This is a genomic window from Candidatus Uabimicrobium helgolandensis (assembly GCF_041508025.1).
Taxonomy (GTDB): Bacteria; Planctomycetota; Uabimicrobiia; order Uabimicrobiales; family Uabimicrobiaceae; genus Uabimicrobium; species Uabimicrobium helgolandensis.
The window spans coordinates 8,784,184-8,809,167 of the sequence record NZ_CP165719.1 but is presented as its reverse complement, the minus strand read 5'-3'; the positions used below and the strand labels follow the sequence as shown (position 1 = coordinate 8,809,167).

Genomic DNA, 24,984 nt, shown 5'->3' with positions numbered 1-24,984 from the left:
CTTTTTTATAGTCAAGTCAGATAATTTATCGCAACATTTTTAGCGTCCAAATGTGAAAAACCCCTTAACAATGTGTCCAGCGATATTTGGATTTTCTTTTAAGCGTCTTAAACTGTATTCATACCAGCGCTCTCCAAACGGTATGTAAATTCGAAGAGGATGGCCTTTTGCGAGAATTTCTTTACGTAATTCAGAGCGTACACCAAGTAGCATTTGAAATTCATAATCTTCTTTTGTTAACGAAAATTCTTCGATAATTTTAAAAGCTTTGTATACCAAGTAATCGTCATGAGTTGCGATTCCAGGATAATAACCTTTATGAAGCATTAGTCGCAATATTTGTAAGTAATTCTCATTAATTTTATTTCGATCTTTATAAGCAATATCAGCAGGCTCGTTATATATACCTTTACACAAACGCAAGCAACACTTTCCCTCTACTGCCAGTTTTTGGACATCGTCCAAAGTGCGTTTCAAATAGGCTTGCACTACTGTCCGAATATGGTCAGGAAATTCTTTGCGCAACTGATTATAGATTTCTAAGGTAAAATCAGTGTACGGATGATCTTCCATATCAATAGTAACGGAAATGTTTTTTTCTTTGGCAAAAACTATCATATCGCGAATATTGCTGGCACATTCCTTACGATCGATAAGTGCTCCAAAAGAAGTAGGTTTAAGCGATATACTAGACGACAAATTCTCTTCGCTGATTTTGGTCATTGTTTTTTTGTACACATCAATTGTTTTTTGAATTTCCGATTCAGATGTAACAAATTCTCCCAATAAATCAACAGTACAAACAGCCCCTTCAGAGTTAAGCATTTTCACAGTAGCAATAGCATCCTCGATATATTCTCCTGCTAAATAGCGCTTAGATACAACTCCGACCAAAGATTTAGGCACATAAGGAAGCGTATTAGCAATAAGAGAATTAAATAACTTCATTAACCCCACACCTTAAATGGATACTGTTGATTTTCGCACAAGTGATTACTTACTTTTGTTATAGAGTCATCATAGTTACTGTTAATTCCATTATAATTGTATTCTAGTTTTTCTTTGGCTATCTCTGAAAAAATACGTACACAAGCTAAATCGTGCTCTAAATCTTCAGCAGTTTTGCCATTTTTCATTTGTGTATCAATACGACTAATACACGCCACAAGCACATAAATGTACATTGCCATATTTGCCATTCGTTCAAGCAAAAATTGCTGATGAATAATGTCTTTTTTGTACATCTTGATATGCTTCTCTGCTACGTGATTCAAAAGAGCGATATATTTCTCTACAACTTTAGTTTCAGAACTTAGAAGAGATTCAACGTTGTCGAATTTTTCTTTGGCAATAGAGCGAATTACTTTTGTTGAAAGATAGTCAATAATCACATCCATAGACTGTAGTGGTTTATTTAACGCTTTTCCTACATTCTTTAAGTAGTTCCCAAAATCTTTAATCCCTGTTAGAGCAATAAACAAGCGTAAAATTTCATTTGTGCCTTCGAAAATCATATTAACACGTGTATCGCGAAGAGCTCTTTCAAGTTCAAAGTCAGCAATAAAACCATTTCCACCGAATATTTGTACTGTTTCATTAACTATTTCCCAAGTTGACTCTGTTGTGAAAATTTTGCAAATCGCCGATTCAATTGAAACATCAACTTCTTTACTATCAGCAAGACCAGCTGTAAGCAAAACAGCGCTATTCATCGCAAAACACAAAGAACCCATACGTGCCAACTTCTTTTGTATAAGTCCAAAAGAACTCAAGGATGAACCAAATTGCTTACGCTCTGAAGCTTGGCGAATAGCTTCATTAACTAAACGCTTCACACCTCCTGCACAAGCTGCCGCTAATCCAAGTCGTCCTAGATTAAGGATCTCCATCGCAATCTTGAAACCTTTACCGCGCTCTCCAAGAACATTTTCAACAGGCACTTTAACATCATTGAAGAAAATAGGCGTTGTCGAAGACCCTTTTAACCCTAATTTTTTTTCTTCTTTTCCACTAGTAACTCCACCAAGATCGCGAGTTACAATAAATGCTGTGAATCCACTTTCTTCTTCATTTTCAGAAGCAATTTTAGCGAACACAGTAAAAAAATTAGCAAAAGCACCGTTGGTAATATAAATCTTCTCGCCATTTAAAATAAAGTGCTTACCGTCTTCTGACAGTCTTGCTGTTGTACGAATACTATGGGCATCCGAGCCTGCTTGTGGTTCAGTTAAACAAAAAGCTGCAATTGTTTCTCCGCTAATAATACCAGGGATATATTTGCGCTTTTGCTCCTCTGTTCCAAATATGTGAAGTCCTTTACTACCTATAGATAAGTGAGCACCACATGTAGTCGAAACAGACGCACAATGTCGCGAAATAAGTCCAAGAAAACGACAAAAGAACACATTGGAAACACCTAAACCATCATACTCTTCTGGGGCAGTTAAAGAAAATATGCCAAGTTCTGCTAGTCCATCTAAGACTTCTTGAGGTATCTTACTTTCTTCGTCTATTTTAGATGCATTGATGTTTTGTTTACAAAACTTATCCAATTCTTGCAAAAAAGAATCCATTTCTTCCATTTCTTCAGAAGATGGTTCAGGAAATGGAAAAATTAGCTTATGATCAATTCTTCCTGAAAAAGCTGCTTTCATAAAACTAGGCAATGATTTTTTTTCTTTTTTGAATGATGCTTGTTTCACATCTTCAGTAGATTGAGTTGTAGTGCTCATAAGTTTTATCCTCATTGTGAATTTTGAACTAACTGGTTTGACAAAAGTAACATTCTAGTTTGCATTTTTAAGTACTAATGTTGTTACTTTTCAGTTATAAATTACAGTTTTGTGCCAAAATTATCTGCGTTATAGCGCACAAAAATTTTTGAATCAATGTATTAAGGTATGCCAGCATTATCTCTCATTGCATAAAACTTAAATATCGACACTCTAATTTTATCTAAAACCATTATCATATGCAATGCAAAAGAGTCTCAGTGGCATATTGAAAAAAGTAAGAGCATAGACATTCTAAAATTTTTTTGTACAAAGAAATGCTCTTTTGCTAACATCTAAACATCAATCACATCCTAAAATACTCTAATTTAGAAAGTCTTTATGGGCAATCCTCTGTCAATAGCAGTTCTTATAACAAACTACAATACTTGGGAACTTACGCAGCGTTGTATTAACAAAATATATGAGCATGGTTCAAAAAATATTGAAAAAATAGTAGTTGTCAATGATGCTTCAACAGAAGCAAGTCCTCAAAATTTGCCATCAAAAGTAAAAGTAGTAGAGAACCAAAAGAATTATGGATATGTTGCATCGGTGAATATTGGTGTTAAGCATATTACTCAAGATTTGATAGTTCTTTTAGACAGTGATGCTTATCCAGTAGTAGACATATTTTCTTCCTTAGAACAACTTTTTTCAGAAGACCTTTCTCTAGGGGCTTTATCTTTACACCTCGTTGACAAAAACGGAAAACCCACGGGGAATCATGAAGAAGTTCCTAATTATTGGGGGCTTCTTCTCGGGCAAAAACTGTATGGTAAACTACGTAAAAAACGCAAAGAAAACCAACCGTTTGTATGCTACTCGTGTGGTGTTATCATTCGCCGTGAAGCTTTTCTAAGTATTAATGGTTTTGATGAAAACTTTGACTTTCTAGACGGTGATATAGATTTTTTTATGCGCCTTCGTTTGCATGGCTGGAAATTAAAAATATCAGAAACTTTACGAGCTTTTCACATGGGGAGTGGTAGTCCGCAGAGTACAGCAAAAAGAGTAGCGCGTTTCTACCGCAATCGTTACAAGTTTTTAGAAAAACATAGTTTACTTCCGAACAAAACTATTTTTTGTTCGCTACTCTTCTTACGTCATGTGGGTGAATATTTGTTTTTGAACCTTTTAGGATTTTTGATATTAAAAAAACAAAACTTACGCGATAAAAAGAAATCGCGCCTTTTCTTATTAAAACACGTATGGTATAAATACGAAAAGTACAGCAAACCAACATAAAGAAAGAGCATGTATGGCTATTCTTATTAGCGGCGGGGCAGGATATATTGGCAGTGTTGTCGCAGAGCTACTTCATAACAAAGCTAGAAATTTTGTAGTGCTCGATAACTTATCGCGGGGTAACTCGGGCTCGATTATAAAAAATACACCTTTTTATATTGGTAATATCGCAAATAAAGATCTAGTTGAGAAAATAATAGATAAGCATAATATCACTCAGTGTATTCACTTTGCTGCGTATGCATATGTGGGAGAGTCGGTAACTAATCCACAAATCTATTACGAAAACAATGTAACAGGTAGCCTGCATTTTATTAACACTCTGCTACAAAAAAACGTGAAGCAAATAGTTTTCTCTTCTTCATGTGCAGTATATGGCATACCAAAAAGTGTACCGGTAACAGAGAACCAACCATTTGCACCTATAAATCCTTATGGTTGGAGTAAATTAATAATAGAAAAAGTGCTAGAAAGTTATGCCAGTGCCTACAACCTTAATTACATCGCTCTTCGCTATTTTAATGTTGCAGGAGCAACGCAAAGTAAAGGAGAGTATCACTCTCCAGAAACACACATTATTCCCAACATTTTAGCAACCGCAAACAAAGAAAAGTCAATACTATCCATCAACGGCAATGATCATCCAACACACGATGGCACAACAGTAAGAGATTATGTTCATGTTTATGATTTGGCCACAGCACATATCAATGCAATTGACTATTTACAACAAGAAAAGAAATCTAACGCGATCAACTTAGGGAACGGAAAAGGGCACTCCATCTTGGAGTTAATAGATGCTTGTCGTAAAGTAACCCAAAAAGACATTCCAATCGAATTTGCAGCACGTCAACAAGGTGATCCACCGATTCTCATAGCAAACAATAACAAAGCCAAAACTGTACTAGGTTGGACCCCGCAATATTCGTGCATTAGTGAAATCATAAAAAGCGCATGGCAATGGAAAATAAAACATCCTAATGGTTATCCATGCATATCTTAATTATTTGCAAAAATTTTCCCCCTATCCATTGTGGTGTAGGAGATTACACATACAACTTAGCACAAGAGTTTGCTAAAAATTCTCAGATAAAGGTCTCTGTAATTACTTGTGGGCAAATAGAAAAATGTGTACGCTTAAAAAACGTAGAAGTACACTGCATTCCAGAAAATTGGAATTCTAAATCCGTAAAAACTATTGTCACAAAAATAAACGAAATTAAACCCACATATATATTGTTACAATATGTTCCTTATTTATATGATCCACGAGGTGTACCGTTCTATATCTGTAAACTACTATGGTTATTGCGTTCCAAGAAAGTAGCAATCTTCTTTCACGAGGTGGCCATTGAAATATCAAAAAAACCTAAGGTTCTTATTGTTTCTTTACTACAACGTTTTATAGCATATGTTCTGTGCTATCTATCTCGATACATTATTGTAAGTAACGAGTGCGTTGAAAAATTCTTAAAAAACAAAGAAACAAAGCTTATTCATATAGGTAGCAATATTCCTCAGTGTACAAAGTCTAAAAGCGATCTACGCAAAATACACAGTAATGTCGTAGGTAAATGTGACATACTTTTCGCGATGTTTGGAAATATCCGTTACAACTATATGCTACTACCGGTCCTTAAACAATTACATCAGCAAAACATCTCTTGGAAGTTAATTCTAATTGGTAGTTACAAAAATGCTAGAGCTCAACATTTTTATAATGAAATTTACCGCCTTAACTTAAATGACCACATACACACAACGGGATATGTTGATGTTAACGACGCTGCAGAATATCTAGCTATGTCTGACATATTTTTAATTTGGGAGCCAGCAGATAAAGGTATATTCTTGCATAGCGGAGCGTTATGTGCAGCTTTTGCAAATTCATTAGTGATTGTAAGCAGCAAAGGCAACTTAACAGATAAAATATTGCAACATGAACAAAACGCAATTTTATTAGATAATTTAGATGACCAGAGACTCTTAAAATATATAGTCAAGATTCATAGAGACACCGAATTCCGCACGCACTTACAAACAAATACCCAAAACCTTTTTGCACAATATATTGCGTGGGATGTTGTATGTAAAAAACATCTCGAACTGCTAAAATCAGAGAATAATTTATGCTAGAAGAAAACCTTATCTGGTTACTTAACACGAAAGACAAGAACAATAGAGTCCAATCAGCAAAGAAAATACAAAAAATGGGGCTCTCTTCGGAACGCGTTGTTGTAGCACTAAGTAAAGCTTTGGAAAAAGCCCTAGATAAGCAGGATTTTGAAACAGTTGAAGCCGTTATTAAAACAATCAGAAGCATTGGTAGTAACGCAAAAACAGCAGCGCCAGCACTAATAAAAGCTTTGCAGGCAAATATGAATTGGAGTAAACAAGTCTTCAACAGCCCACGAGCATACTCTAAACATGTAGCACCAAAAGCTCAGGCGATAGAAACTCTTGGAGAAATTGGTTCTGAGATAGCAGCGATACAACTTATAGAAGCTATCCGTAATGAATCAGGATCAATAAAAATCCTTGCCGTAAACGCGCTTGAAAAAATTGGTCCTAAAGCAGAAATTGTTACACCAGTTCTATTAAGTGTTATGAACAACAAAGATTTCCTATCAAAATTAAGCAACGCATCAATCTACAACACATTTGTACGTTCAGCAATATCTTTAATACAAAAAGTAAGTCCAAACTCTGAAAACGAAATTGTTAATGTTTTAGAGAAAGTAAATGCTAAGGCAAAAAATATAATATTAAAATCTATCCAAGAAACAAAAAATTCTTAGCGCAAAACCACTACTAAAGTTTTAAATTACATGCCTTTTACCTTGGGTACTCCCAAAAACTTTTGATTAAGCGCGATAAATTTTCTTCATTATACACTCTATGAGGATACCAATGACTGGGCATTGTTTCTTTGTATGGCGATTGTTCAAAACGACGACCAATCAGAAGAACGATTCCGATGTCTTTTTCAGTTCGAATTACTCTTCCTGCCGCTTGCATTACTCTATTCATTCCTGGATAAGCGTAAGCATAGGCGAACCCATTCTCTTGCCTTTCATTAAAATAATCTCGTATCAAATTACGCTTTGTTCCGATTTGTGGTAAGCCAACTCCAATATTCACAACCCCTGAAATTCTATCTCCTACGAGATCTATTCCTTCAGAAAAAATCCCACCTAATACTACAAATCCCACTAAAGATTGTTTATTGTTGGGAGTAAAATTTTGCAAAAATTCTTTTCTCTGTTCATCGTCCATATTGCGTTGTTGTTCTAATAAATCAATGTGCGAGTATTTTTCGCGAAAAATTTCGATAACTTTGGATAGATATGCATAAGAAGGAAAAAAAGCCAAATAGTTTCCGGTTTTTATTTGCGAAACAGTGGCAACATAATCGGCAATTTTTTCATAACTTAAATGACGGTAGCGAAATGAGGTGTCTATATTTCCAGCGACAAAAAGCCCAAAGTTAATCGCTGGGAATGGTGAAGGTAGTTGTAATGAAACATCTTGCTCTTTTTCTCCAAGAAATCTCTTGCAATAATCTATAGGAGCAAGCGTTGCTGAGAATAGTACCGAACTGTGCGCTTTTGCAAAAGATTTCTGTAAAAGGTCACTTGGATTAATACACCATAAGTATAAATTTCCGTTTTGGACTTCAAAATGCACGCAATAATTATCATCGAGAAATTCATTAGCGACGCGCGAAAAAGTAATCAATGAGAAATAGAAGTCGATAAGAATATTTGGTAATTCTCCCTTTTGTGAAATATAAGAGTCTACCTGATCGCATGCTTCTTGAATTGTGCCCAAAAGCTCTTGTAACATGTCATCATCAATATCATTTTCACCACGCTTTTTTAATTGTAACAAAAAGGTATTAATTTTATATATTTTCTTAGCAATCGTAGGATAATGGTCTTTTATTGCTCTGCGAACTTCTAATACTGTCTTTTTCTCTAACTGTGCTGAAAACATAGAGCGCGCACGTTCTATTAAATTATGAGCTTCATCAATGAGAAAATAATAATTTCCTTTTGCATTTTGAAAAAACCGCCGCAAGTAAACGCGAGGGTCAAAAACATAATTATAGTCACAGATAACACAATCGGCCCATAAAGATAGCTCTAATGAAAATTCGTATGGACATAAACGATATTTTTGGGCGCAATCTTTTATGTTGTCGGCACTCCAATCATCGCATTCCAACATATTGCTTAACCCGTCGTTCACTCGATCAAAATAACCAATAGTAAAATCACAGTTATTAATGTCTTTCGTTTCGCAAAAACATACTTTATCTTTCGCGGTAATGACAATCGATTTACACTTTAAACCGCATTCGCGCAACTTATCAAGAGATTGCATTGGAATTTGATGTCCGGTGTTTTTAGCGGTAAGGTAGAAAATCTTGTCATCTATATTTTTTATTGCAGGATACAAGGTTGCAATTGTTTTACCAATTCCTGTAGGGGCTTGGGCAAAGATTTTAGTTTTATTCTCTATACAATCAGTAACTGCATCGATTAATTGTTGTTGCCCTTGCCGCATTTTTTTGAAAGGAAAAGAAAGAGAATGTACTGATTGTTGTCGTTTTTCTAACCATAATACTTTTTTCTTTAACCAGTGAAAATATTCGCCAACAATTCCTTCAACGAAACTACACAAGCTTTCCAAAGAAAAAGTTTCAACAAAGTAACGAGTTTCTTTTGTTTCCATATGAAAATAGGATAAACGAACTTCTAACTGTGATAAATCTTGTTCATGAGCATAAATAAAAGCGTACATCTTTGCTTGCGCCCAGTGCACTTCATTTGTTTGTATTTTCTCCAAAGGCACATATGTTGTTTTGATCTCATCAATCAAAACACCTTCTTCTGTGGTATATATACCATCAGCGCGCCCTTGGACTTGTAAAAACATATCATCTTGCTCAAAAATATACTTCAAGGATACTTCAGGAATATATCCTTCTGGACTCTGCTCTTGCAAAAGAGTGTGGGCGGTAATGGCATCTGTTAGTCGATTTTTGGACATTGGAGTATGCCGTAAGTCGCCACTGCGCAATACAAATTCAACCAGTTCGCGTACGGAAATTTTAGTAGAGTAGTTTTTAGGCATCATTAAGTAGCTTCAATAAAATGTTTTGTTACACTTTGTAAAAAAAAATATTTATGTTTTCTATTTTAAAAAGATTGTTAAGTTCTATTGGTGCTTATCGTTAGGTCACCGTGACCGTAGTAATGACTAATATTCATAGAAATACTGCTAACTATCAAGTCACTTCCTAATACGAAAGTGATTGTGATTAGTGACACGGCCAATATCAAGAGCTTACAAGATAAATGTCACGCTTTGTAGTATATCTGAGAAATTACATAAATATTTTTACTGAGTTATTTATTTTTTGTTGCGAACTGCGAAAAACAGTGTATATTCCTGTAGACACGTCTGGAAATTTATCGTCGGATAAACCTTACAGAGATCTCAAAAGAACATTGTATATTTTTGAAAGCCGACAGTGTATGAAAAAATCTAATGATTCCGTAGAGGAAGAAAACTCAAAAGAAGAATCAACACATTTTATTAAAAACATTATTGAAAAAGATATTGCTGAGAACAAAAACGGTGGCAAAGTAGTTACGCGTTTTCCGCCAGAACCAAACGGCTATTTGCATATTGGTCATGCTAAATCTATTTGTTTAAATTTTACACTTGCCCAAGAATACGGTGGAAAATGTAATTTACGCTTTGACGACACTAATCCTGAAAAAGAAGATACAGAATACGTCAACGCTATCAAGCGCGATATTGAATGGCTTGGTTTTAGTTGGGGAGAAAGTGAACTCTACGCTTCTGACTATTTTGAAAAATTATATGAATACGCTACTGTACTTATTAAAAAAGGCAAAGCATATGTCTGTAGTTTGAACGCAGAGGAAACAAGAGAGTATCGCGGAACACCTACCGAACCAGGAAAAAATAGCCCTTATCGCGAACGTTCTGTCGAAGAAAATCTTGAACTATTTGCAAAAATGCGCGATGGCGAATTTGCGGAAGGCGAACATATACTTCGCGCCAAAATAGATATGGCTTCGCCAAATTTCAATATGCGCGATCCAGCTTTATATCGTATACGTAGAGTACATCATCATCGAACAGGTGATAAATGGTGCATATACCCAATGTACGATTATGCACACTGCGTTTCTGACGCAATAGAAGGAATTACCCACTCTATCTGTACTTTAGAATTTGAAAATCATCGCCCACTTTACGACTGGTGCTTAAATGAAATAGGCACAGAGTGCCACCCACAACAAATTGAATTTGCTAAATTCAATCTAACACATGTAATTATGGGAAAACGTCATCTTGTTAAAATGGTTGCTGACAAAGTGGTAAATGGCTGGGATGATCCGCGCATGTGGACGGTGTCAGGTTTGCGCCGCCGCGGTATAACTGCACGCGCTATTCGCAATTTATGTGAAAGAGTAGGGGTTGCTAAAAGAGATAATACTATAGAGATGGCGCTTCTTGATCACTTTGTTCGCGAAGACCTAAACAAAGTCGCTCCACGAGTAATGGGTGTTCTTAAACCATTGAAATTGATAATTACAAACTACCCGGAAGACAAAGAAGAACTTCTCGATGCACCAAATCATCCAACAGACGAAAGTTATGGCAGCAGAGAAATACCATTCTCTAAAGTTTTATATATCGAACAAGATGATTTTATGGAAGACCCACCGAAAAAGTATTTCCGTATGACTGTTGGTCGCGAAGTAAGATTGCGCTATGGTTACTATGTAACTTGTACTGGAGTAGTCAAGGATGAAGGTACCGGTGAAATATTAGAAGTTCACTGCACATATGATCCAGAGACTAAAGGTGGATCTTCTGCGGATAACCGCAAAGTAAAGGGAACAATTCATTGGATTTCTGCAAAACATGCAATAGAAGCAGAAATTCGTTTATATGAACATCTTTTTGCTGTAGAAGATCCGTCACAAGGGAATCTAGAAGACAATTTGAATCCAAATTCGTTAAAAGTGACCACTGGATATATAGAGCCAAGTGTCAAAGAAGCGAAGGCAGAAAAAACATACCAATTTGAACGCGTAGGATATTTCTGTATTGATAAAGATTCAACAGAAGAAAAACTAGTATTCAATCGCACAATTACTCTAAAAGATTCTTGGGCAAAAGCAAAAAAGAAAAAATAGGAATGAATTATGTCAAAAGTAGTTTTTTATAACCGCAAATGAAGTGGATGTGCAAAAGCGAGGGAGTTTCTCTCGGAAAATGATGATATTATTCACCACGATGTTCGCAAAGAACCAATAGAACAACAGCAAGTGCTAGAACTTCTCAAAGGTAAAAAACTGTTCTTGGAAAAAAAAGGAAAAACTGTCAAACGCTTATCGGCAAAAGAAGCCAATGAAGAGTTATTACTTAAAATGTTTCTAGGACGCAGCGGAACTCTCCGTGCACCAGTGTTGATCGGGAAAACCTGGGCGATGGCAGGTTTTGAGGAAGACACTTATAAAGAATTGTTACAATAACAATGAGAGCTCCTGCATAATGCAGGAGTTTTTTATAAAATAAGCTATTGGCTTAAGGATTAAGTTAGAAAAAGCGTGAAAAGTTATTGTTTGTTAAACGTTTTAGAGCTTTCGATTTTCTAGCTTAGATTCTTCACTTCGCTATTCATTCTTTACGTAAAACAAAACGCCTCTTTTTATATTCGAACAAAACTTCACCATATCGAATTTCTTTCACAACAAAACCGTTCTTTAATCTGTCATTTACTCGCCAAATCTGCTTCTCAATAAAAGCAACACTTCGCCATTTTTCTTGAGGATTAGAAAAATATATTGTTCCATCAATCTTAATTCTTTTTATTTTATCAATAATTTCTAACTCTGTTCTCGCCAACTTCGAGAAATATATGTATCTTTTTAATAGTGGTTGTACCTGTTTCTTTTTGGAAGAATCAATATGTTTATTCAGTCCAGGCGTAACATTATTCGTAATCTCTAGAACTCGTATTAAAAGATGTTCGCTATGTATTTCTTTGCCTTTGTAATATAACTCTTCTACTTCAGATATTTTCCTAGAAGCATCACTCAATATTTCAGAAATAGATGGATCTCGACGCCCACGACCGCACTCATAGATATAAACAAGCCATATTTTTAATTCATCAAACCATTTTTGCAACTGTTTTTTCTTTTTTCCTTGGCGATCAAAATCTAAAGAAAATTTCGTATTAACTAACTTCTCAATACGCTTTATGTAATTCATTTCTTTTATATGTTTCTCTAAAAGATTCCAGTCACCTTCAACTGCTATATTATTCAAAAAGCGATAATCTTTTTCTAAATAGTCGTACTCTTTGCTTACACTAAATGGCTTATCGCAGTAGGCAAAATTCAAAATACAGGTAAACCCAAGAACAAAAATGAATTTTTTCATAACAACCTCTAATTTTTGATGATATCTTTTATCAATAGTTGCAACTGACTACGTTCTGTAGTGTTTAACTTCCAAGTTTTGAGATAGGTAATTAATTGATTTCTATTTGTAAGTTGTTTCAATATTTTTCGGCTAGGAGAATTTTTTAGAAGTTTTTTGATGACATTTAAAGATGTGTTGTAACTCTCATTTTTTGCAATCCGATCAAGATGTTCAATGAGTTTCGCTACCGATATATTATTGGGTTGTTCAATCATCATGCCTTGATGAAAATTTTTCAAGTCGACTTGTGTATACTTATATCCAATGTATGCGCGAAAATTTTTTGCTTTAGACAACACCATTAACGTATAGTAAAAACATCTAAAACCTCTTTCTTTTTTAATATGAATATCTTCAGGTATTTGACCATCAATAGTAAAACTGCATTCATATTCAAAGCCATCCATTATTTCTATACAGCGGCGAACTGTAAAACAAATAGGATAAAGATGAACAAGAGCTATTCCCTTGTTAAAGTGAGAATAAGGACCTTCTCCTGGAGGAAGAATTATTTTAACCTCTAGATCTTTATAAGAATCGAATTTAAACCTCAAATGCATTTCTTGTCCTGGCTTAAATAAATCTCTAAAACCTATTTTTTGCTGAGTTTTGAGATCAATGACTTTACAAGCATCTTGTAAACATCCTCCATTTGTAACAATAAACTCAAAAGAAATAGGACGCTTTTTTGCAATTAGTTTTTCTTTTACTAGAAATAGTTTTTCGCTTGGTTTGATATCTAATACTTTTTGTACTGTTTTATATCCAGGTTGAGAAATCTTCAGATCGTATTTCCCTGGGCGAATTTTTTCAGGTGCCATCAGTAACGCACGCGTTTTTTTTGAAACAATCGATACAAAATACGACTCAAGATTATCAGATGGCTTTACATCGTGAGTAATGAGAGCATTAATTGGAACCCGCTTTGCATATAACTTTTGCTCAATCATATATGGATTATTATCAGGCCACACATATTGCTTTATTTCTACCGTTTGGTAGGCAGGTTTCGTAATTCTTAGTAAGTAAATACCAGGCTTTATAATATCATTTGACTTAACGTACTTTACTACAGAAGCTTCATTTAGAAGTGTCAGAACTACTTTGTAATTTTCTAAATAATCAGGTGGCTCGATGTCATAAGTAATTTTTATTTCTATTTTTCGAGGTTTTACTCTTAACACTTCTCTAATTACAAACGAAAACTCTTCATCAGAAATAACAAGACTTTTGTTTATAGTTGCAAATCCAGGTTCAGCTATTTTTAGTTGATACACACCTGGGTAAAACAAGTTTCCACGAACGTCTTTTCCATTTAATTCTACCGTTTTTGCATCTACAACTTCTCCTGGGGGAAATTCAGCCGAAATATCGAGATTTATACGTCGTAAATTTTGGTTCTGGGCGCTAAGACCAATTAAAATGAATATTATAAATATCGCTATTCTCACCTTAAGTCTCCCTAGAAAAATGCAAAAAAAAAGAATACCCGCATTGCTTTTTATGGTATGAGGTTTACCTAAAAATAAATGCAGATACTCTCTAAGAGTCAAACACAGTTAATAACTGTTCAAATTTTCAAAACGCTATTATCACTTGGTTTTTGCTTTATCACTTAATTTATCTTTGAATACTTTGCGAAATTTTTCTATTTTTGGCTGGATTACCCAAGCGCAGTATCCTTGATTTGGATTTAAACTATAGTAATTTTGATGATATTTTTCTGCGCTATAAAATTTTGTTAGTGGTTTTATTTCTGTAACAATAGGATTACTCCACGCTTTTGCGTCCTGTAATTTTTGCTTATATTTCTCTGCTATTTCCTTTTGTTCATCGCTATGATAAAGTATGATCGAACGATATTGAGGACCAACATCATTGCCTTGTTTGTTGAGTGTTGTCGGATCATGGGTTTTCCAAAATACTTCCAATAATTCGCTAAACGATACTTCTTTTGGATCGTATTTTATTTGGCATACCTCTGCATGCTTAGTTTTCTTGCTAAGTATATCGTTATAGGTAGGATTTTCTTTTACTCCACCAGAATAACCAGATATAACACTATGAACACCTTTTACCTGCTGAAATATAGCTTCAACACACCAAAAACATCCACCACCAAATGTCGCCGTTTTTAATTTAGGGTCGTTCATTTTTTTTACTTCCTCATTGTGATCCATATTCACAACACCAACAGCCTCTTGACACGACAGCGGCAAAAGACAACATACCATTAAAAGCATAATTCTCATATCATTCTCCTTGTTTTGTAAGTAACGCATGTTCCCAATGCTTTATTGGTCGTTGGATCATACAATATCATTACACCAAAATTTATTTATAAATAAATTTTATAAGCAAAGAACCAAATCGCACTTATTTTCTTCGGTTACGAAAACCTCTATTCTCAAGTTTTTGATAACGCCACAATGGTCCAGGGCCTAAACGTCGAAATTGTTTTGGGCCTTGGTAAAATTGTTGAGAAATAGGATAACCAAAATAGTCTTTTTCGCGAATCATTCGACGATCAAACTTTGTTTCCATTTCATATTTTTGGCTCTCAACATTGTAATCCCACAACAGATGTAAAATTTGCGAATCATCCATTTCATAACCATTAGGTATTGTATAAAACACAGGAAACAGTGTCGAGGTTTCAGGGGCAACAGTTAGGTTTTTGTGTTCTTTCCTAACAAGTGGGTCTAAACGTTTTTTTTCTTCGTCTAGTAAGTAATAATTCGTTGGGGCTAAAGTCACTTTTTCAGCCCCCATATTTTGAACAAGTAAATCAAACTTCAAAGCTTCTTTTCCATTTTTATTACTTTTCTTAATACCTCTATAAGCCATTTGTACATAAAGAGGATACGTTTTTTTCGCAATCGCTTTATTACTAGGGACGGTTTGCGAAACATCATAAGTGTATACGTTTTTCTGGCAACTAACCATAATCATACAAAATACACACAACCCAATTATCTTTTTCATGACTATCTCCTTCGCAAAAATATGTAAGTCGTTGTCTCTATTATATATTGAGTAATCTAATAACGCTATTTTTTTTGTTCGAAAAATATTTATTGTTTTGTGTATAATGTGTAAATTATTCTCGAGAAGGACCACACCAGTGCAGCGAAAGGATAGCGAATGCAAAATTTGGAAATGAATATTGATTTTCCAAATATTAGCAAAACAGTAATGTTTCGCGCTAAAGGACAAATTGATCATAAAACAATTCCTGCGTTTAGACAAAAACTAGGTGAATTGCAATCATTGGGGTATACGAGATTCATCATGGATCTCACTCGCGTATCTTATATCAATAGTATCGCCTTAGGGACACTGGTTAACTTTGCTGACGAACTAGAGTCTAAAAACGGTGGATTAGTTTTCTTTGATTTACCACCGCGAATCAAGATCGTATTTTCCATGTTGGAGCTTGACTCTTTTTTCAATATATTTGCTACGAGAAGTGAAGCAACAAATTATTTAGAAAGCTTTGCAACGAAAAGTGAAAATAAATCACTATTACACAACCGCGAAAAAACAATTTATCTAAGCGGTGAATCTGTTATTCCAAAACTCAAAAAGCAATTCAATCATTTTGTATCACAGCGTAAATGGGATAAAGCAATTCTAATTACAAATAAGCTTCTAAAACTCGACAATGGAAATATTTATTTTATGATGAAAAAAGCTTCGTTATTTATAAAACTAAGGAACTACTATCAAGCCAAAAAATTACTAAAAACAATTATAAAGAAAAAACCAAATTACCAACCTGCGATAACATTACTCACAAAATTAGAAGAAAAATTTTAGATGCGTTGTGTTGCAAGTAATCTGACAAAAGTATTTAGTGGGTCACATATCAAAAATTTATCCATATGCTATAGTAGCAATGTAAATGTTTTTACATTTCGCTGTTTTTAAAGCCTTTATACATGCTTGCAAGGTATTCCCAGTTGTACAAATATCATCGATAAGAAGAATATTTTTCTGATAAAGAGATGATTTATTCACTAAATGGAAAACATTTCGCACATTTTGTTTTCGTTGTTCCTTCGATAACGAGGATTGGTTCTTTGTATTTTTGATTTTTACTAAATTTCGCTTCATGCAATATACTTGCATTTTTTTTGACAAGTGAGTCGCTATAATTTCTGCTTGATTATATCTACGTTGTATCCTTTTTTTAGCAGTCATTGGTACAGGAATGATAAAATCAATTTTCTGTAAAAAAGGCATACGCGCAATATTGCGAAACAAAAGACTTGCCAAGAGCTGTCCATAGTGGACTTTTCCACAAAATTTAAAATTAGTGAGTAGCTTCTTTATATCACCACTATATCTTGTAACACATCTATACTCAGTGAAGTTACATCTAGATTTGCAACAGTAAGCGGTTTGTTGCTGCATACATTCCTGACAAACCCTTTGAATTATATTCATATTTTTCCAACATGTATAACATAAGGATTTATTGTTACAATGATAAGTGCTTTTCTCACATACAAAGCACAGTGGTGGATAGAGAAAGTCAAGTATTGACATAATAAAAACCCTTTAACATAATATTGGTTCCTTGAGTATTTCAAATATCGTGTACTATAACACTGGTTAATGACAAGAATTTAAATCGTCAATTTTAAAATTCTACGCAATATTTATACTTGCGTCACTTACGCAACAATCTCTCTAAAGGAAATTTAATGAGTAATGCGATTTTATTAGCGATACTATCTATCGCTGGCTTTTTGATGGCATACTTTGTATACGGCAAATTTATTGCGGTAAAAATTTTAGGTCTCGATCCAAACCGTAAAACCCCTGCACACATTTATGAAGATGGTCATGAGTATATACCGACAAACAAATTTGTACTTTTTGGACATCATTTCGCTTCTATTGCAGGCCTTGGACCAATTGTAGGCCCTGCTATTGCCGTCATCTGGGGATGGCTACCCGCTGTTTTATGGGTATTTTTTGGCACTATTTTTCTTGGTGCAGTTCATGATTTCGTTACTTTGGGAATTTCCTTAAAATTTTCAGGGCGTTCTATTGGAGACATAACCAAAGACATCATTGGTAGGCGCGCGCGATTACTTTTTTTATTCATAATCTTTTTTGCTCTAGCTTTAGCAATGGGGGCTTTTGCACTCATTATCGCGCTACTATTTAACGATTTTCATCCCCAGGCAGTTATACCAACATTCTCTCTCATCGGAATTGCTGTGGTAATGGGACTAGCTGTTTATAAATTCCGCGTTCCATTACGAACCGCAAGCATTATTGGTTTGACACTAGTTTTTATCACTATGTACATTGGTATTTCTTATCCGTTTAGCCTCTACCCCTATTTCGCAAAAGCAGATACTTTACAAACGGTAAATAACTATGTTGCTGATGGTACATTTGATCGTTATTGTTATATCACTGACTATGGTGACTCCGATTTAAAAACTTCTCAACAATCATCAATTGCAGAAGATGTTTATTCTTACGACACTGTTTTGGCAATAAATGCTAAACTTATTGATAATAAAAGCGTACCCATTGTATACCATAAATTAGTTCCACAAAATGCAAGCACGATGGTCAAGTTCTTTACCGCTACTAAAAACAATGAAATTGTCAGTGATTTGAAAAATGCTTCAACAAAAGCACGCGATACATGGATTTATATACTTCTAGGTTACGCTCTTATCGCCTCCATTTTGCCAGTATGGTTACTCTTACAACCACGAGATTACTTAAACTCATTTCAATTATATATTGGCCTAGGTCTTGTATACATAGGACTCCTTATCGGTGCTCCAACGATTGTTGCTCCAGCAGTAAATTCTCACGGTCATTTTTTTGTGCGCGATATTACCACAGGAATACCAGCAATGTTTCCATTTCTTTTCATCACCATTGCATGTGGCGCAATTTCCGGTTTCCACTGCTTAGTTTCATCGGGAACAACAGTGCGCCAAGTAAAAAATGAACGCGACGCTCAATTTATCGGTTATGGCTCTATGCTCACCGAAGGAGCTCTAGCTATTGTCGTTATTCTTGCATGCACAGCAGGTTTTTCTTCTGAAAAAAGTTGGGCATATTTTTATCGTGACTGGGGAGCAGCAAGTGGTCTAGGGGCAAAGCTTGCTGCTTTTGTCGACGGAGCTGCTAATTTTATTGCTCATGTAGGAATCCCCGTTGACTTTGCAAAAACACTTATTGCGGTTCTCATCGTTGGTTTTGCTATGACAACTCTTGATTCGGCAACACGTTTACTACGTTATAATATCGAAGAAATTGGCAAAGATGTCAAAGTTCCTGCTTTACAAAATCGCTACATTGCCTCAACATTTGCGGTCATTGCCATTGCATTTTTTGCTTTTATGAAAATAAATGGAAAACCGGCCGGACTTACGCTTTGGGCACTATTTGGAACCACAAACCAACTACTTGCTGGAATCGCTCTTCTTGTAGCGACAATGTATCTTTACAAAAGTGGTAAACCTATCATTTACACTCTCCTACCAATGATTTTTATACTAGGAATGGCCGTTGCGGCGATGATCATTAATGGCATTGAATTTCTCGAAAAAGGAAACACACCGTTAATTGTAGTAGGTGGTGCATTATTTTTTATGGCGATATGGCTATGCATAGAAGCTATACTTAGCTTAAAATCATTTCGTCAACAACAAACTCAGAATAAGGAATAAACAATGGAAGAAAATAATCCAAATCTCAAATCGTGGATAACTGTTGCAGCTGACAGTGATTTCCCGATTCAAAATCTACCTTTTGGTGTATTTTCATACGAAGGAAATACCAGCGTTGGAGTTGCTATAGGTGACAAAATAGTTCACTTAGGGCACCTATATGATGCTGGTTTGATGTCTGACACCGTCGAAAAAAATGTCTTTGCCAAAAGTTCTCTAAATCCTTTTTTAATGCTCGGAAAAAAAGCGTGGCGTAGTGCACGAAAAAGAGTTAGCGAATTACTTAGAGAAGATAACGCTGAACTAAAAGGCAATAACGATCTACGCCAAAAATGCATTATCGATCAAAATCAAGTTACGATGAAAATGCCTGTGGAAGTAGCTAGTTTTGTCGATTTTTATTCGAGTATCGAACATGCCACAAATATTGGTTCAATGTTTCGTCCAAACAATCCATTGATGCCAAACTGGAAACATTTACCAGTTGGATATAACGGGCGTTCGAGTTCTGTTGTGGTTTCGGGAACATCTGTCGTTCGTCCAAAAGGGCAAATAAAAGCCGATGACGCAGAAGTGCCATCATTTGGCGCTAGCAAACTACTTGATATCGAATTAGAAATGGGTTTTATTACTGGTCCAGGAAAACCGCTATCGCAAACTATTCCAACGGCTGAAGCTCTAGACTACGTTTTTGGAATGGTACTTCTTAACGACTGGAGTGCGCGTGATATCCAAAAATGGGAATATGTTCCTCTAGGTCCATTTCTAGGAAAATCTTTTGCCACTTCTATTTCTCCATGGATTGTCACTATGGATGCTCTTGAACCATTTCGCGCTTCGAGTCCAAAACAAGACCCACCAGTATTGCCACATTTGCAATTTGAGGGTGACGGTAATTACAATATTCACTTAGAAGCTCATATTAAAACCGAAAAAATGGATGCGCCAATGTGCATGACAAAAACGAATTTTCAAAACATGTACTGGAATATTCCACAGCAACTCGCGCACGTTTCTAGTAATGGAACTAACATCGAAGCTGGAGATGTTTACGGTTCAGGAACTGTTTCGGGAACCACTCCCGATTCTCTAGGAAGTATGCTTGAATTATGCTGGCGCGGAACCAGACCCTTGAAGTTGCCAAGTGGCGAAGAACGTAAATTCTTGTTAGATGGTGATGAAGTTACTTTAAAAGGTTGGTGCCAAGGTGATGGCTATCGCGTGGGATTCGGTAAATGCCACGGCAAAATCTTACCTGCAATAGACTAAACTGGCACAACAAAGACTTTTTTTCTAGGCTTTGATAAATCATTATTTCGAAGTCGGAGTCTTCTCTAACATGTAAGTACTTGAGGTAAGCCTTGGGTGCTTACATGGTCATTAAACTAAGTGACCTCACAAAAGTAATCGCTTATTATAAAACCCAAATTTAGTTTTACAAACGCCAGGACCTAAAACTACATGAAACGCTTAATCATTCGTTTTTTTCAAAAATACGTAATTCCCTACATTCCGAAAAAAAATCAACTTGGTTTTAAATATTTTTTATATTCAAATTTAAAAACATGTGAACCGGAATTGTTACATCTAAAGAAATTATGCAAAAAACGAGAAGTCGCTATAGATATTGGTGCTAACGAAGGATTGTATTCATATCGCATGTCTAATTTTTTCAATAAAGTGTATGCATTTGAAATCAATGACAGTATTGTTCAAGATCTCCGCGAATGTAGTGCTAAAAATATAAAAATCATCACAGTTGGTTTATCATCAGTGACAAAACAATCAACACTTTTTATTCCTATTCAAAACAAACTAGAATTAAATGGTTGGGCAAGTCTTTATAAAAATCCACAATTTACAAAATATCGCGAAAAAAAGATATCTATAACAACCTTAGATTCATTCTGTATCAAAAATGTATCTCTTATTAAAATAGATGTTGAAGGGCATGAATTAGAAGTTATTCAAGGAGCACTGGAAACGATCAAAAAATATCGTCCTATCATCATTGCCGAAATATGGCAGAAAAACATGGTCGAAATACAAAAGATGTTTACAAATCTAGATTACAAGATAAGTACGTTAGAAGAATGCTTAGGCATTAAGGGCAATGAAAATAATCTGATCTTTGTGCCATAAATAATTTTTGCATACTCACGTTCCTCGATCATTCACATTGTACACAATCACCCAATTTTTTACGATTAACGAAGCTAGAAAAATCACATGGTAAATTTACCGAAAATATACATCATTTGCGGATCTTTATTTGCATTTGGAGTGATAGAGAACTTATTCGTTTTCTACCATACTAAAACGTCCTATTTACAAAAAATACGCAGTAATTATACATTAGCATTCATAAATGCTATTTCAATTAACAGCATGTTCATTTTTTTGCTTACGTGGATTACTACTAAACCTGTGTTTAGCGGCATAATACCATTATGCATTCCAAACCCACATATTCAATTTCTAATATCATTTTTGCTATTAGATTTTTTTATGTATACTTGGCACAGACTTATGCACGAAGTTCCTTGGGGATGGAAATTTCATCAGGTACATCACAGCGAATTGAATTTAAATACTAGCTCTAGTTTTCGCTTCCATTCTATTGAAATTTTCACTTCAAAAATATTACAACTTGGTTGGATTTGGTTACTGGGAATCGATTTGGAGTTCTATTTTTTTTACGAAATCATTTTTATAGTAATTGTTTTATTCCAGCACAGTAATATCGCTGTTCCCTTCTGTTTAGACAAAATAATGAGCTATGTAATTGTCACCCCAAATTTTCATCGCATACATCACTCTCAAAATGGCTACGAAGCAAACTCTAATTATTCAAGCGTTTTGAGTTTATGGGACTTTGTGTTTAGAACTTTCAAATGGCATAAAAACCCTTTGCTTATTCAAATTGGTATGGTAGAGTACCCGCAACAAAAAAATACATTACAACTTTTAAAAATGCCATTTACAAAAAAAAAGGGAAGGTAATGAACACAAAAATAATTTTACTATTTTTTTTATGTTTATTGATCGGGTGTGGCGAAAATTTAACCATTACCCCACAAGAAAAAAAACAAGCGCAGATTATTGGGCAAGAATCATCCACCACGGTCTTACGTGTTATGATGATGAAACTAATGGAAGAAATACAACAAGGTGGAACAGTCAAAGCAGCAAAATTTTGTTCTGTACACGCCCAAGAATTAACTTCTCAAATACAAGAAAAATTCACTAAGAAAATTACAATAAAGCGTACATCACAAAAAAATCGCAACCAGAAAAACACGCCAAACAACGAAGAAAAGCAAGCTTTGAAATTTTTTGTTGAAGAAATAAAAACTAAAAAACAAGCGCCAAGTCATCACCTAGTAAAAGTAAGACTCGATGACCAACTGTTTATCAATTACTATAAACCTCTTTATGTAGCACCACTGTGTATACAATGCCATGGAAGTGAAGTAAACCTGAAGCCAGAGTTAAAGAAAATGTTAAAGGAAAAATATCCCAACGACAAAGCTGTCAACTTTAAAAAGGGTGATTTTAGAGGCGTATTAAAAATTTCTATACCAGTTGCCGAACTAAAATAAATTGTAAATCGTTCTCAAAATTTAGTAGAGCTCGTTAGAAAATGTCAACATGCTCTACTAAATACTAACTCAAGTTTCGAACTACGAATATTGAACCAGGTATTTGTTCAATTTATTTTAAATCGGTCAATAATATTGATAAAATGGAATTAAAATCAAAATTAATGAACAACGATTACCAGATTCTAATCATTCACAATATGAGTACCTGTGTTACCGCGAATAGCTTCAGCTAAACAATCTGGTGTCGTAATAATAACTTTCTTACCACCATTTTCTAAGTATTCGATAGCTGCCTGAATTTTAGGTAGCATACTCCCTGGAGCAAAGTGCCCTTCCTCTATGTAACTTTTCAATTCTTTAACAGTTACATTATCCAATTCTTGCTGTTGTGGTGTAGAAAAATGTATAGCTACTTTTTCAACAGCAGTAGAAATAATAAAAATATCGGACTTAATTGTTGCTGCAAGGAGTGCTGAAGCAAGATCTTTATCAATCACTGCTTCACGACAATGAAGAGCTCCATTTTCATCTTTTACTACAGGAATACCACCACCTCCACATGCTATAACAACATTACCCATACCAAGTATTTTCGATACACTATTTGCTTGGATAATCTCACGAGGTTTTGGAGAAGCGACAACACGACGATATCCGCGATTAGCATCTTCGACCATCTGCCAACCATGCTCATTTTGTAATTTTGTAGTTTCATCCTTGTTATAAAACATACCGATTGGTTTTGTAGGTTCCGTAAAACCAGGGTCGTCTTTATCTACAATTACCTGCGTAATCACAGTGGTGATATCCTTCTCTACACCGCGCTTGTTAAATTCGTTTTGTAAACACTGTTGTATTTGATATCCAATAGAGCCTTGAGTATCTGCTCCACAGATATCAAGAGGTATTGTGTGTAGAATATCCTTGCAGTATTCCGAACGTAGTAAAATAAATCCTACTTGTGGTCCATTTCCATGGGTGATAACCAAACGATCCTGAGGATCATACATCTCTGCTATTGCACAGCAAGTTTTAGCAACACAATCCCACTGATCTTTAATAGTTTGTCGATTTTTATCTTGTATAAGAGAGTTTCCGCCGATAGCAATAATAATAGTTTTTTGCATAGTTATACTACTTTTAGTTAAAGAATGATCTCGAAAGTGATTTGACAAAAGTAATTACTTGTTGAATACAGACCTTTATTTTCTAGTACAACGCATCCTTGTCGCGCCGCTATAGCTACGTAACTCAGAAGTAACAAAACTAGAAATTAAAAGAACAAAATACCAATGGCTAACTATTTTTGACGGGTCACTTAGAAAGTGGTCTGAACATTGTACTTGATTCATTGTATTATAAATTTATAATTTGAATCATCAACAAGCGAATTGCAAAATTTTTATAACAAAAGCCTGTTACAAACAAAGGAAAACAATGAACTGGTCTCCAGACGTTTACAAAAAAGCGTGGGATTTTGCAACATCTGCTCACAGTAAACAAACATACGGTGGCAAAAAAAAAGGAATAAGAGTTCCTTATATCAACCACATTGCAAGTGTTGCGATGGAATTAACTTGGGGACTACAACACACTCCTAATTGTTATCATGATTTAGCTATTACATGTGCACTACTGCATGATACTATAGAAGATACAAAAATAACATATAACGACATTTTACAAACATTTGGTAAAAATGTTGCTGATGGCGTCATGTCACTAACAAAAAACGAACAACTTCCAACTAAAAACCAACAAATGCTAGATTCCTTGGAACGGATAAAACAACAACCTTTTGAAGTCTGGATGGTAAAAATAGCTGACAGAATAACGAATCTCTATCATCCGCCCCACTACTGGAAAAAAGATAAAATATTGCGTTACCAACAAGAAGCAGAAATAATTCACGACCATCTGCACAAAAGCAATCAACTACTGGCAGAGAGACTAAAAATTAAAATAAAAGAATATAGCCATTTTCTACGGTAAAACCGTTGGGTTGTTTTTGTGTTGGCAATTTTGTATATTATAGCTTAATATAAAATCGTAACTTGTGTTTTGTGGTCTAAATTGTAGGTTGTTTACCTTCTCTACACAGGTTTCAATGCT

General features: G+C 34.9%; 22 protein-coding genes. 13 read left to right on the top strand and 9 right to left on the bottom strand.

Annotation, left to right across the window (positions count from 1 at the left end; all coding sequences use genetic code 11):
• Positions 1-39: 39 nt before the first annotated feature.
• Positions 40-948 (bottom strand): proline dehydrogenase family protein, encoded by a 909-nt coding sequence (locus UABHE_RS32550; protein ID WP_372367645.1) that lies wholly within the window; start codon positions 946-948, stop codon positions 40-42.
• The gene (locus UABHE_RS32545) at positions 948-2,732 is read right to left on the bottom strand and encodes an acyl-CoA dehydrogenase family protein (protein WP_372367644.1); all 1,785 of its coding nucleotides are present in this window, start codon (positions 2,730-2,732) and stop codon (positions 948-950) included. The genes UABHE_RS32550 and UABHE_RS32545 overlap by 1 nt, the downstream gene beginning before the upstream one ends.
• A 381-nt stretch (positions 2,733-3,113) precedes the next feature.
• Between UABHE_RS32545 and UABHE_RS32540 the strand changes: the two genes are divergently transcribed.
• Genes UABHE_RS32540 through UABHE_RS32525 form a run of 4 tightly spaced genes read left to right on the top strand, consistent with a single transcriptional unit; the run spans position 3,114 to position 6,817 of the window.
• Positions 3,114-4,019: a glycosyltransferase family 2 protein gene (locus UABHE_RS32540; protein WP_372367643.1), complete on the top strand. Its 906-nt coding sequence runs from the start codon at positions 3,114-3,116 to the stop codon at positions 4,017-4,019.
• A gap of 13 nt (positions 4,020-4,032) precedes the next feature.
• Positions 4,033-5,022 (top strand): UDP-glucose 4-epimerase GalE, encoded by a 990-nt coding sequence (gene galE / locus UABHE_RS32535; RefSeq protein ID WP_372367642.1) that lies wholly within the window; start codon positions 4,033-4,035, stop codon positions 5,020-5,022.
• Positions 5,010-6,155: a glycosyltransferase family 4 protein gene (locus UABHE_RS32530; RefSeq protein WP_372367641.1), complete on the top strand. Its 1,146-nt coding sequence runs from the start codon at positions 5,010-5,012 to the stop codon at positions 6,153-6,155. Before galE ends, UABHE_RS32530 begins: the two co-directional genes overlap by 13 nt.
• On the top strand, positions 6,149-6,817 hold the full coding sequence (locus UABHE_RS32525) for a HEAT repeat domain-containing protein (RefSeq protein ID WP_372367639.1): 669 nt from the start codon (positions 6,149-6,151) through the stop codon (positions 6,815-6,817). Before UABHE_RS32530 ends, UABHE_RS32525 begins: the two co-directional genes overlap by 7 nt.
• A gap of 37 nt (positions 6,818-6,854) precedes the next feature.
• Here the strand turns inward: UABHE_RS32525 and UABHE_RS32520 are convergent, their stop codons facing one another.
• Positions 6,855-9,161, bottom strand: a complete 2,307-nt coding sequence (locus tag UABHE_RS32520; RefSeq protein ID WP_372367638.1) for an ATP-dependent DNA helicase — start codon at positions 9,159-9,161, stop codon at positions 6,855-6,857.
• Positions 9,162-9,562: 401 nt separating this feature from the next.
• On the opposite strand from UABHE_RS32520, the gene UABHE_RS32515 reads away from it, so the two are divergent.
• Entirely contained in the window at positions 9,563-11,263 is a 1,701-nt protein-coding gene (locus tag UABHE_RS32515) for a glutamine--tRNA ligase/YqeY domain fusion protein (RefSeq protein WP_372367637.1), read from the top strand.
• Between the two features lie 165 nt (positions 11,264-11,428).
• Positions 11,429-11,602: a hypothetical protein gene (locus UABHE_RS32510; protein WP_372367636.1), complete on the top strand. Its 174-nt coding sequence runs from the start codon at positions 11,429-11,431 to the stop codon at positions 11,600-11,602.
• 145 nt (positions 11,603-11,747) lie between these two features.
• Here UABHE_RS32510 and UABHE_RS32505 read toward each other — a convergent pair whose 3' ends face one another.
• From UABHE_RS32505 to UABHE_RS32490, 4 genes are all read right to left on the bottom strand, one after another.
• Positions 11,748-12,515, bottom strand: a complete 768-nt coding sequence (locus UABHE_RS32505) for a hypothetical protein (RefSeq protein ID WP_372367635.1) — start codon at positions 12,513-12,515, stop codon at positions 11,748-11,750.
• Positions 12,516-12,523: 8 nt separating this feature from the next.
• The gene (locus UABHE_RS32500; protein WP_372367634.1) at positions 12,524-14,008 is read right to left on the bottom strand and encodes a hypothetical protein; all 1,485 of its coding nucleotides are present in this window, start codon (positions 14,006-14,008) and stop codon (positions 12,524-12,526) included.
• 141 nt (positions 14,009-14,149) lie between these two features.
• Positions 14,150-14,809, bottom strand: a complete 660-nt coding sequence (msrA, locus tag UABHE_RS32495; RefSeq protein ID WP_372367633.1) for a peptide-methionine (S)-S-oxide reductase MsrA — start codon at positions 14,807-14,809, stop codon at positions 14,150-14,152.
• Between the two features lie 124 nt (positions 14,810-14,933).
• Entirely contained in the window at positions 14,934-15,542 is a 609-nt protein-coding gene (locus tag UABHE_RS32490; RefSeq protein WP_372367631.1) for a hypothetical protein, read from the bottom strand.
• Between the two features lie 159 nt (positions 15,543-15,701).
• Between UABHE_RS32490 and UABHE_RS32485 the strand changes: the two genes are divergently transcribed.
• A complete protein-coding gene (locus tag UABHE_RS32485; RefSeq protein WP_372367630.1) occupies positions 15,702-16,376 on the top strand; it encodes an STAS domain-containing protein in 675 nt (224 codons plus the stop codon).
• A 57-nt stretch (positions 16,377-16,433) separates the two neighbouring features.
• Here UABHE_RS32485 and UABHE_RS32480 read toward each other — a convergent pair whose 3' ends face one another.
• Positions 16,434-17,006: a ComF family protein gene (locus tag UABHE_RS32480; protein WP_372367628.1), complete on the bottom strand. Its 573-nt coding sequence runs from the start codon at positions 17,004-17,006 to the stop codon at positions 16,434-16,436.
• 260 nt (positions 17,007-17,266) lie between these two features.
• On the opposite strand from UABHE_RS32480, the gene UABHE_RS32475 reads away from it, so the two are divergent.
• From UABHE_RS32475 to UABHE_RS32455, 5 genes are all read left to right on the top strand, one after another.
• Positions 17,267-19,267: a carbon starvation protein A gene (locus UABHE_RS32475; protein WP_372367626.1), complete on the top strand. Its 2,001-nt coding sequence runs from the start codon at positions 17,267-17,269 to the stop codon at positions 19,265-19,267.
• Positions 19,268-19,270: 3 nt separating this feature from the next.
• A complete protein-coding gene (fahA, locus tag UABHE_RS32470) occupies positions 19,271-20,536 on the top strand; it encodes a fumarylacetoacetase (protein WP_372367625.1) in 1,266 nt (421 codons plus the stop codon).
• A 192-nt stretch (positions 20,537-20,728) separates the two neighbouring features.
• Complete coding sequence (locus UABHE_RS32465; RefSeq protein WP_372367624.1) at positions 20,729-21,409, top strand: FkbM family methyltransferase; 681 nt, start codon at positions 20,729-20,731, stop codon at positions 21,407-21,409.
• 87 nt (positions 21,410-21,496) lie between these two features.
• The gene (locus UABHE_RS32460) at positions 21,497-22,270 is read left to right on the top strand and encodes a sterol desaturase family protein (protein WP_372367623.1); all 774 of its coding nucleotides are present in this window, start codon (positions 21,497-21,499) and stop codon (positions 22,268-22,270) included.
• Positions 22,270-22,869 carry a DUF3365 domain-containing protein gene (locus UABHE_RS32455; RefSeq protein WP_372367621.1) on the top strand — a complete coding sequence of 200 codons (600 nt, stop codon included), beginning with the start codon at positions 22,270-22,272 and terminating at the stop codon, positions 22,867-22,869. Before UABHE_RS32460 ends, UABHE_RS32455 begins: the two co-directional genes overlap by 1 nt.
• Positions 22,870-23,054: 185 nt before the next feature.
• On the opposite strand, the gene arcC is transcribed toward UABHE_RS32455, so the two are convergent.
• A complete protein-coding gene (arcC, locus tag UABHE_RS32450; RefSeq protein ID WP_372367619.1) occupies positions 23,055-23,999 on the bottom strand; it encodes a carbamate kinase in 945 nt (314 codons plus the stop codon).
• A gap of 310 nt (positions 24,000-24,309) precedes the next feature.
• On the opposite strand from arcC, the gene UABHE_RS32445 reads away from it, so the two are divergent.
• Positions 24,310-24,864 (top strand): HD domain-containing protein, encoded by a 555-nt coding sequence (locus tag UABHE_RS32445; protein WP_372367617.1) that lies wholly within the window; start codon positions 24,310-24,312, stop codon positions 24,862-24,864.
• Positions 24,865-24,984: the final 120 nt, after the last annotated feature.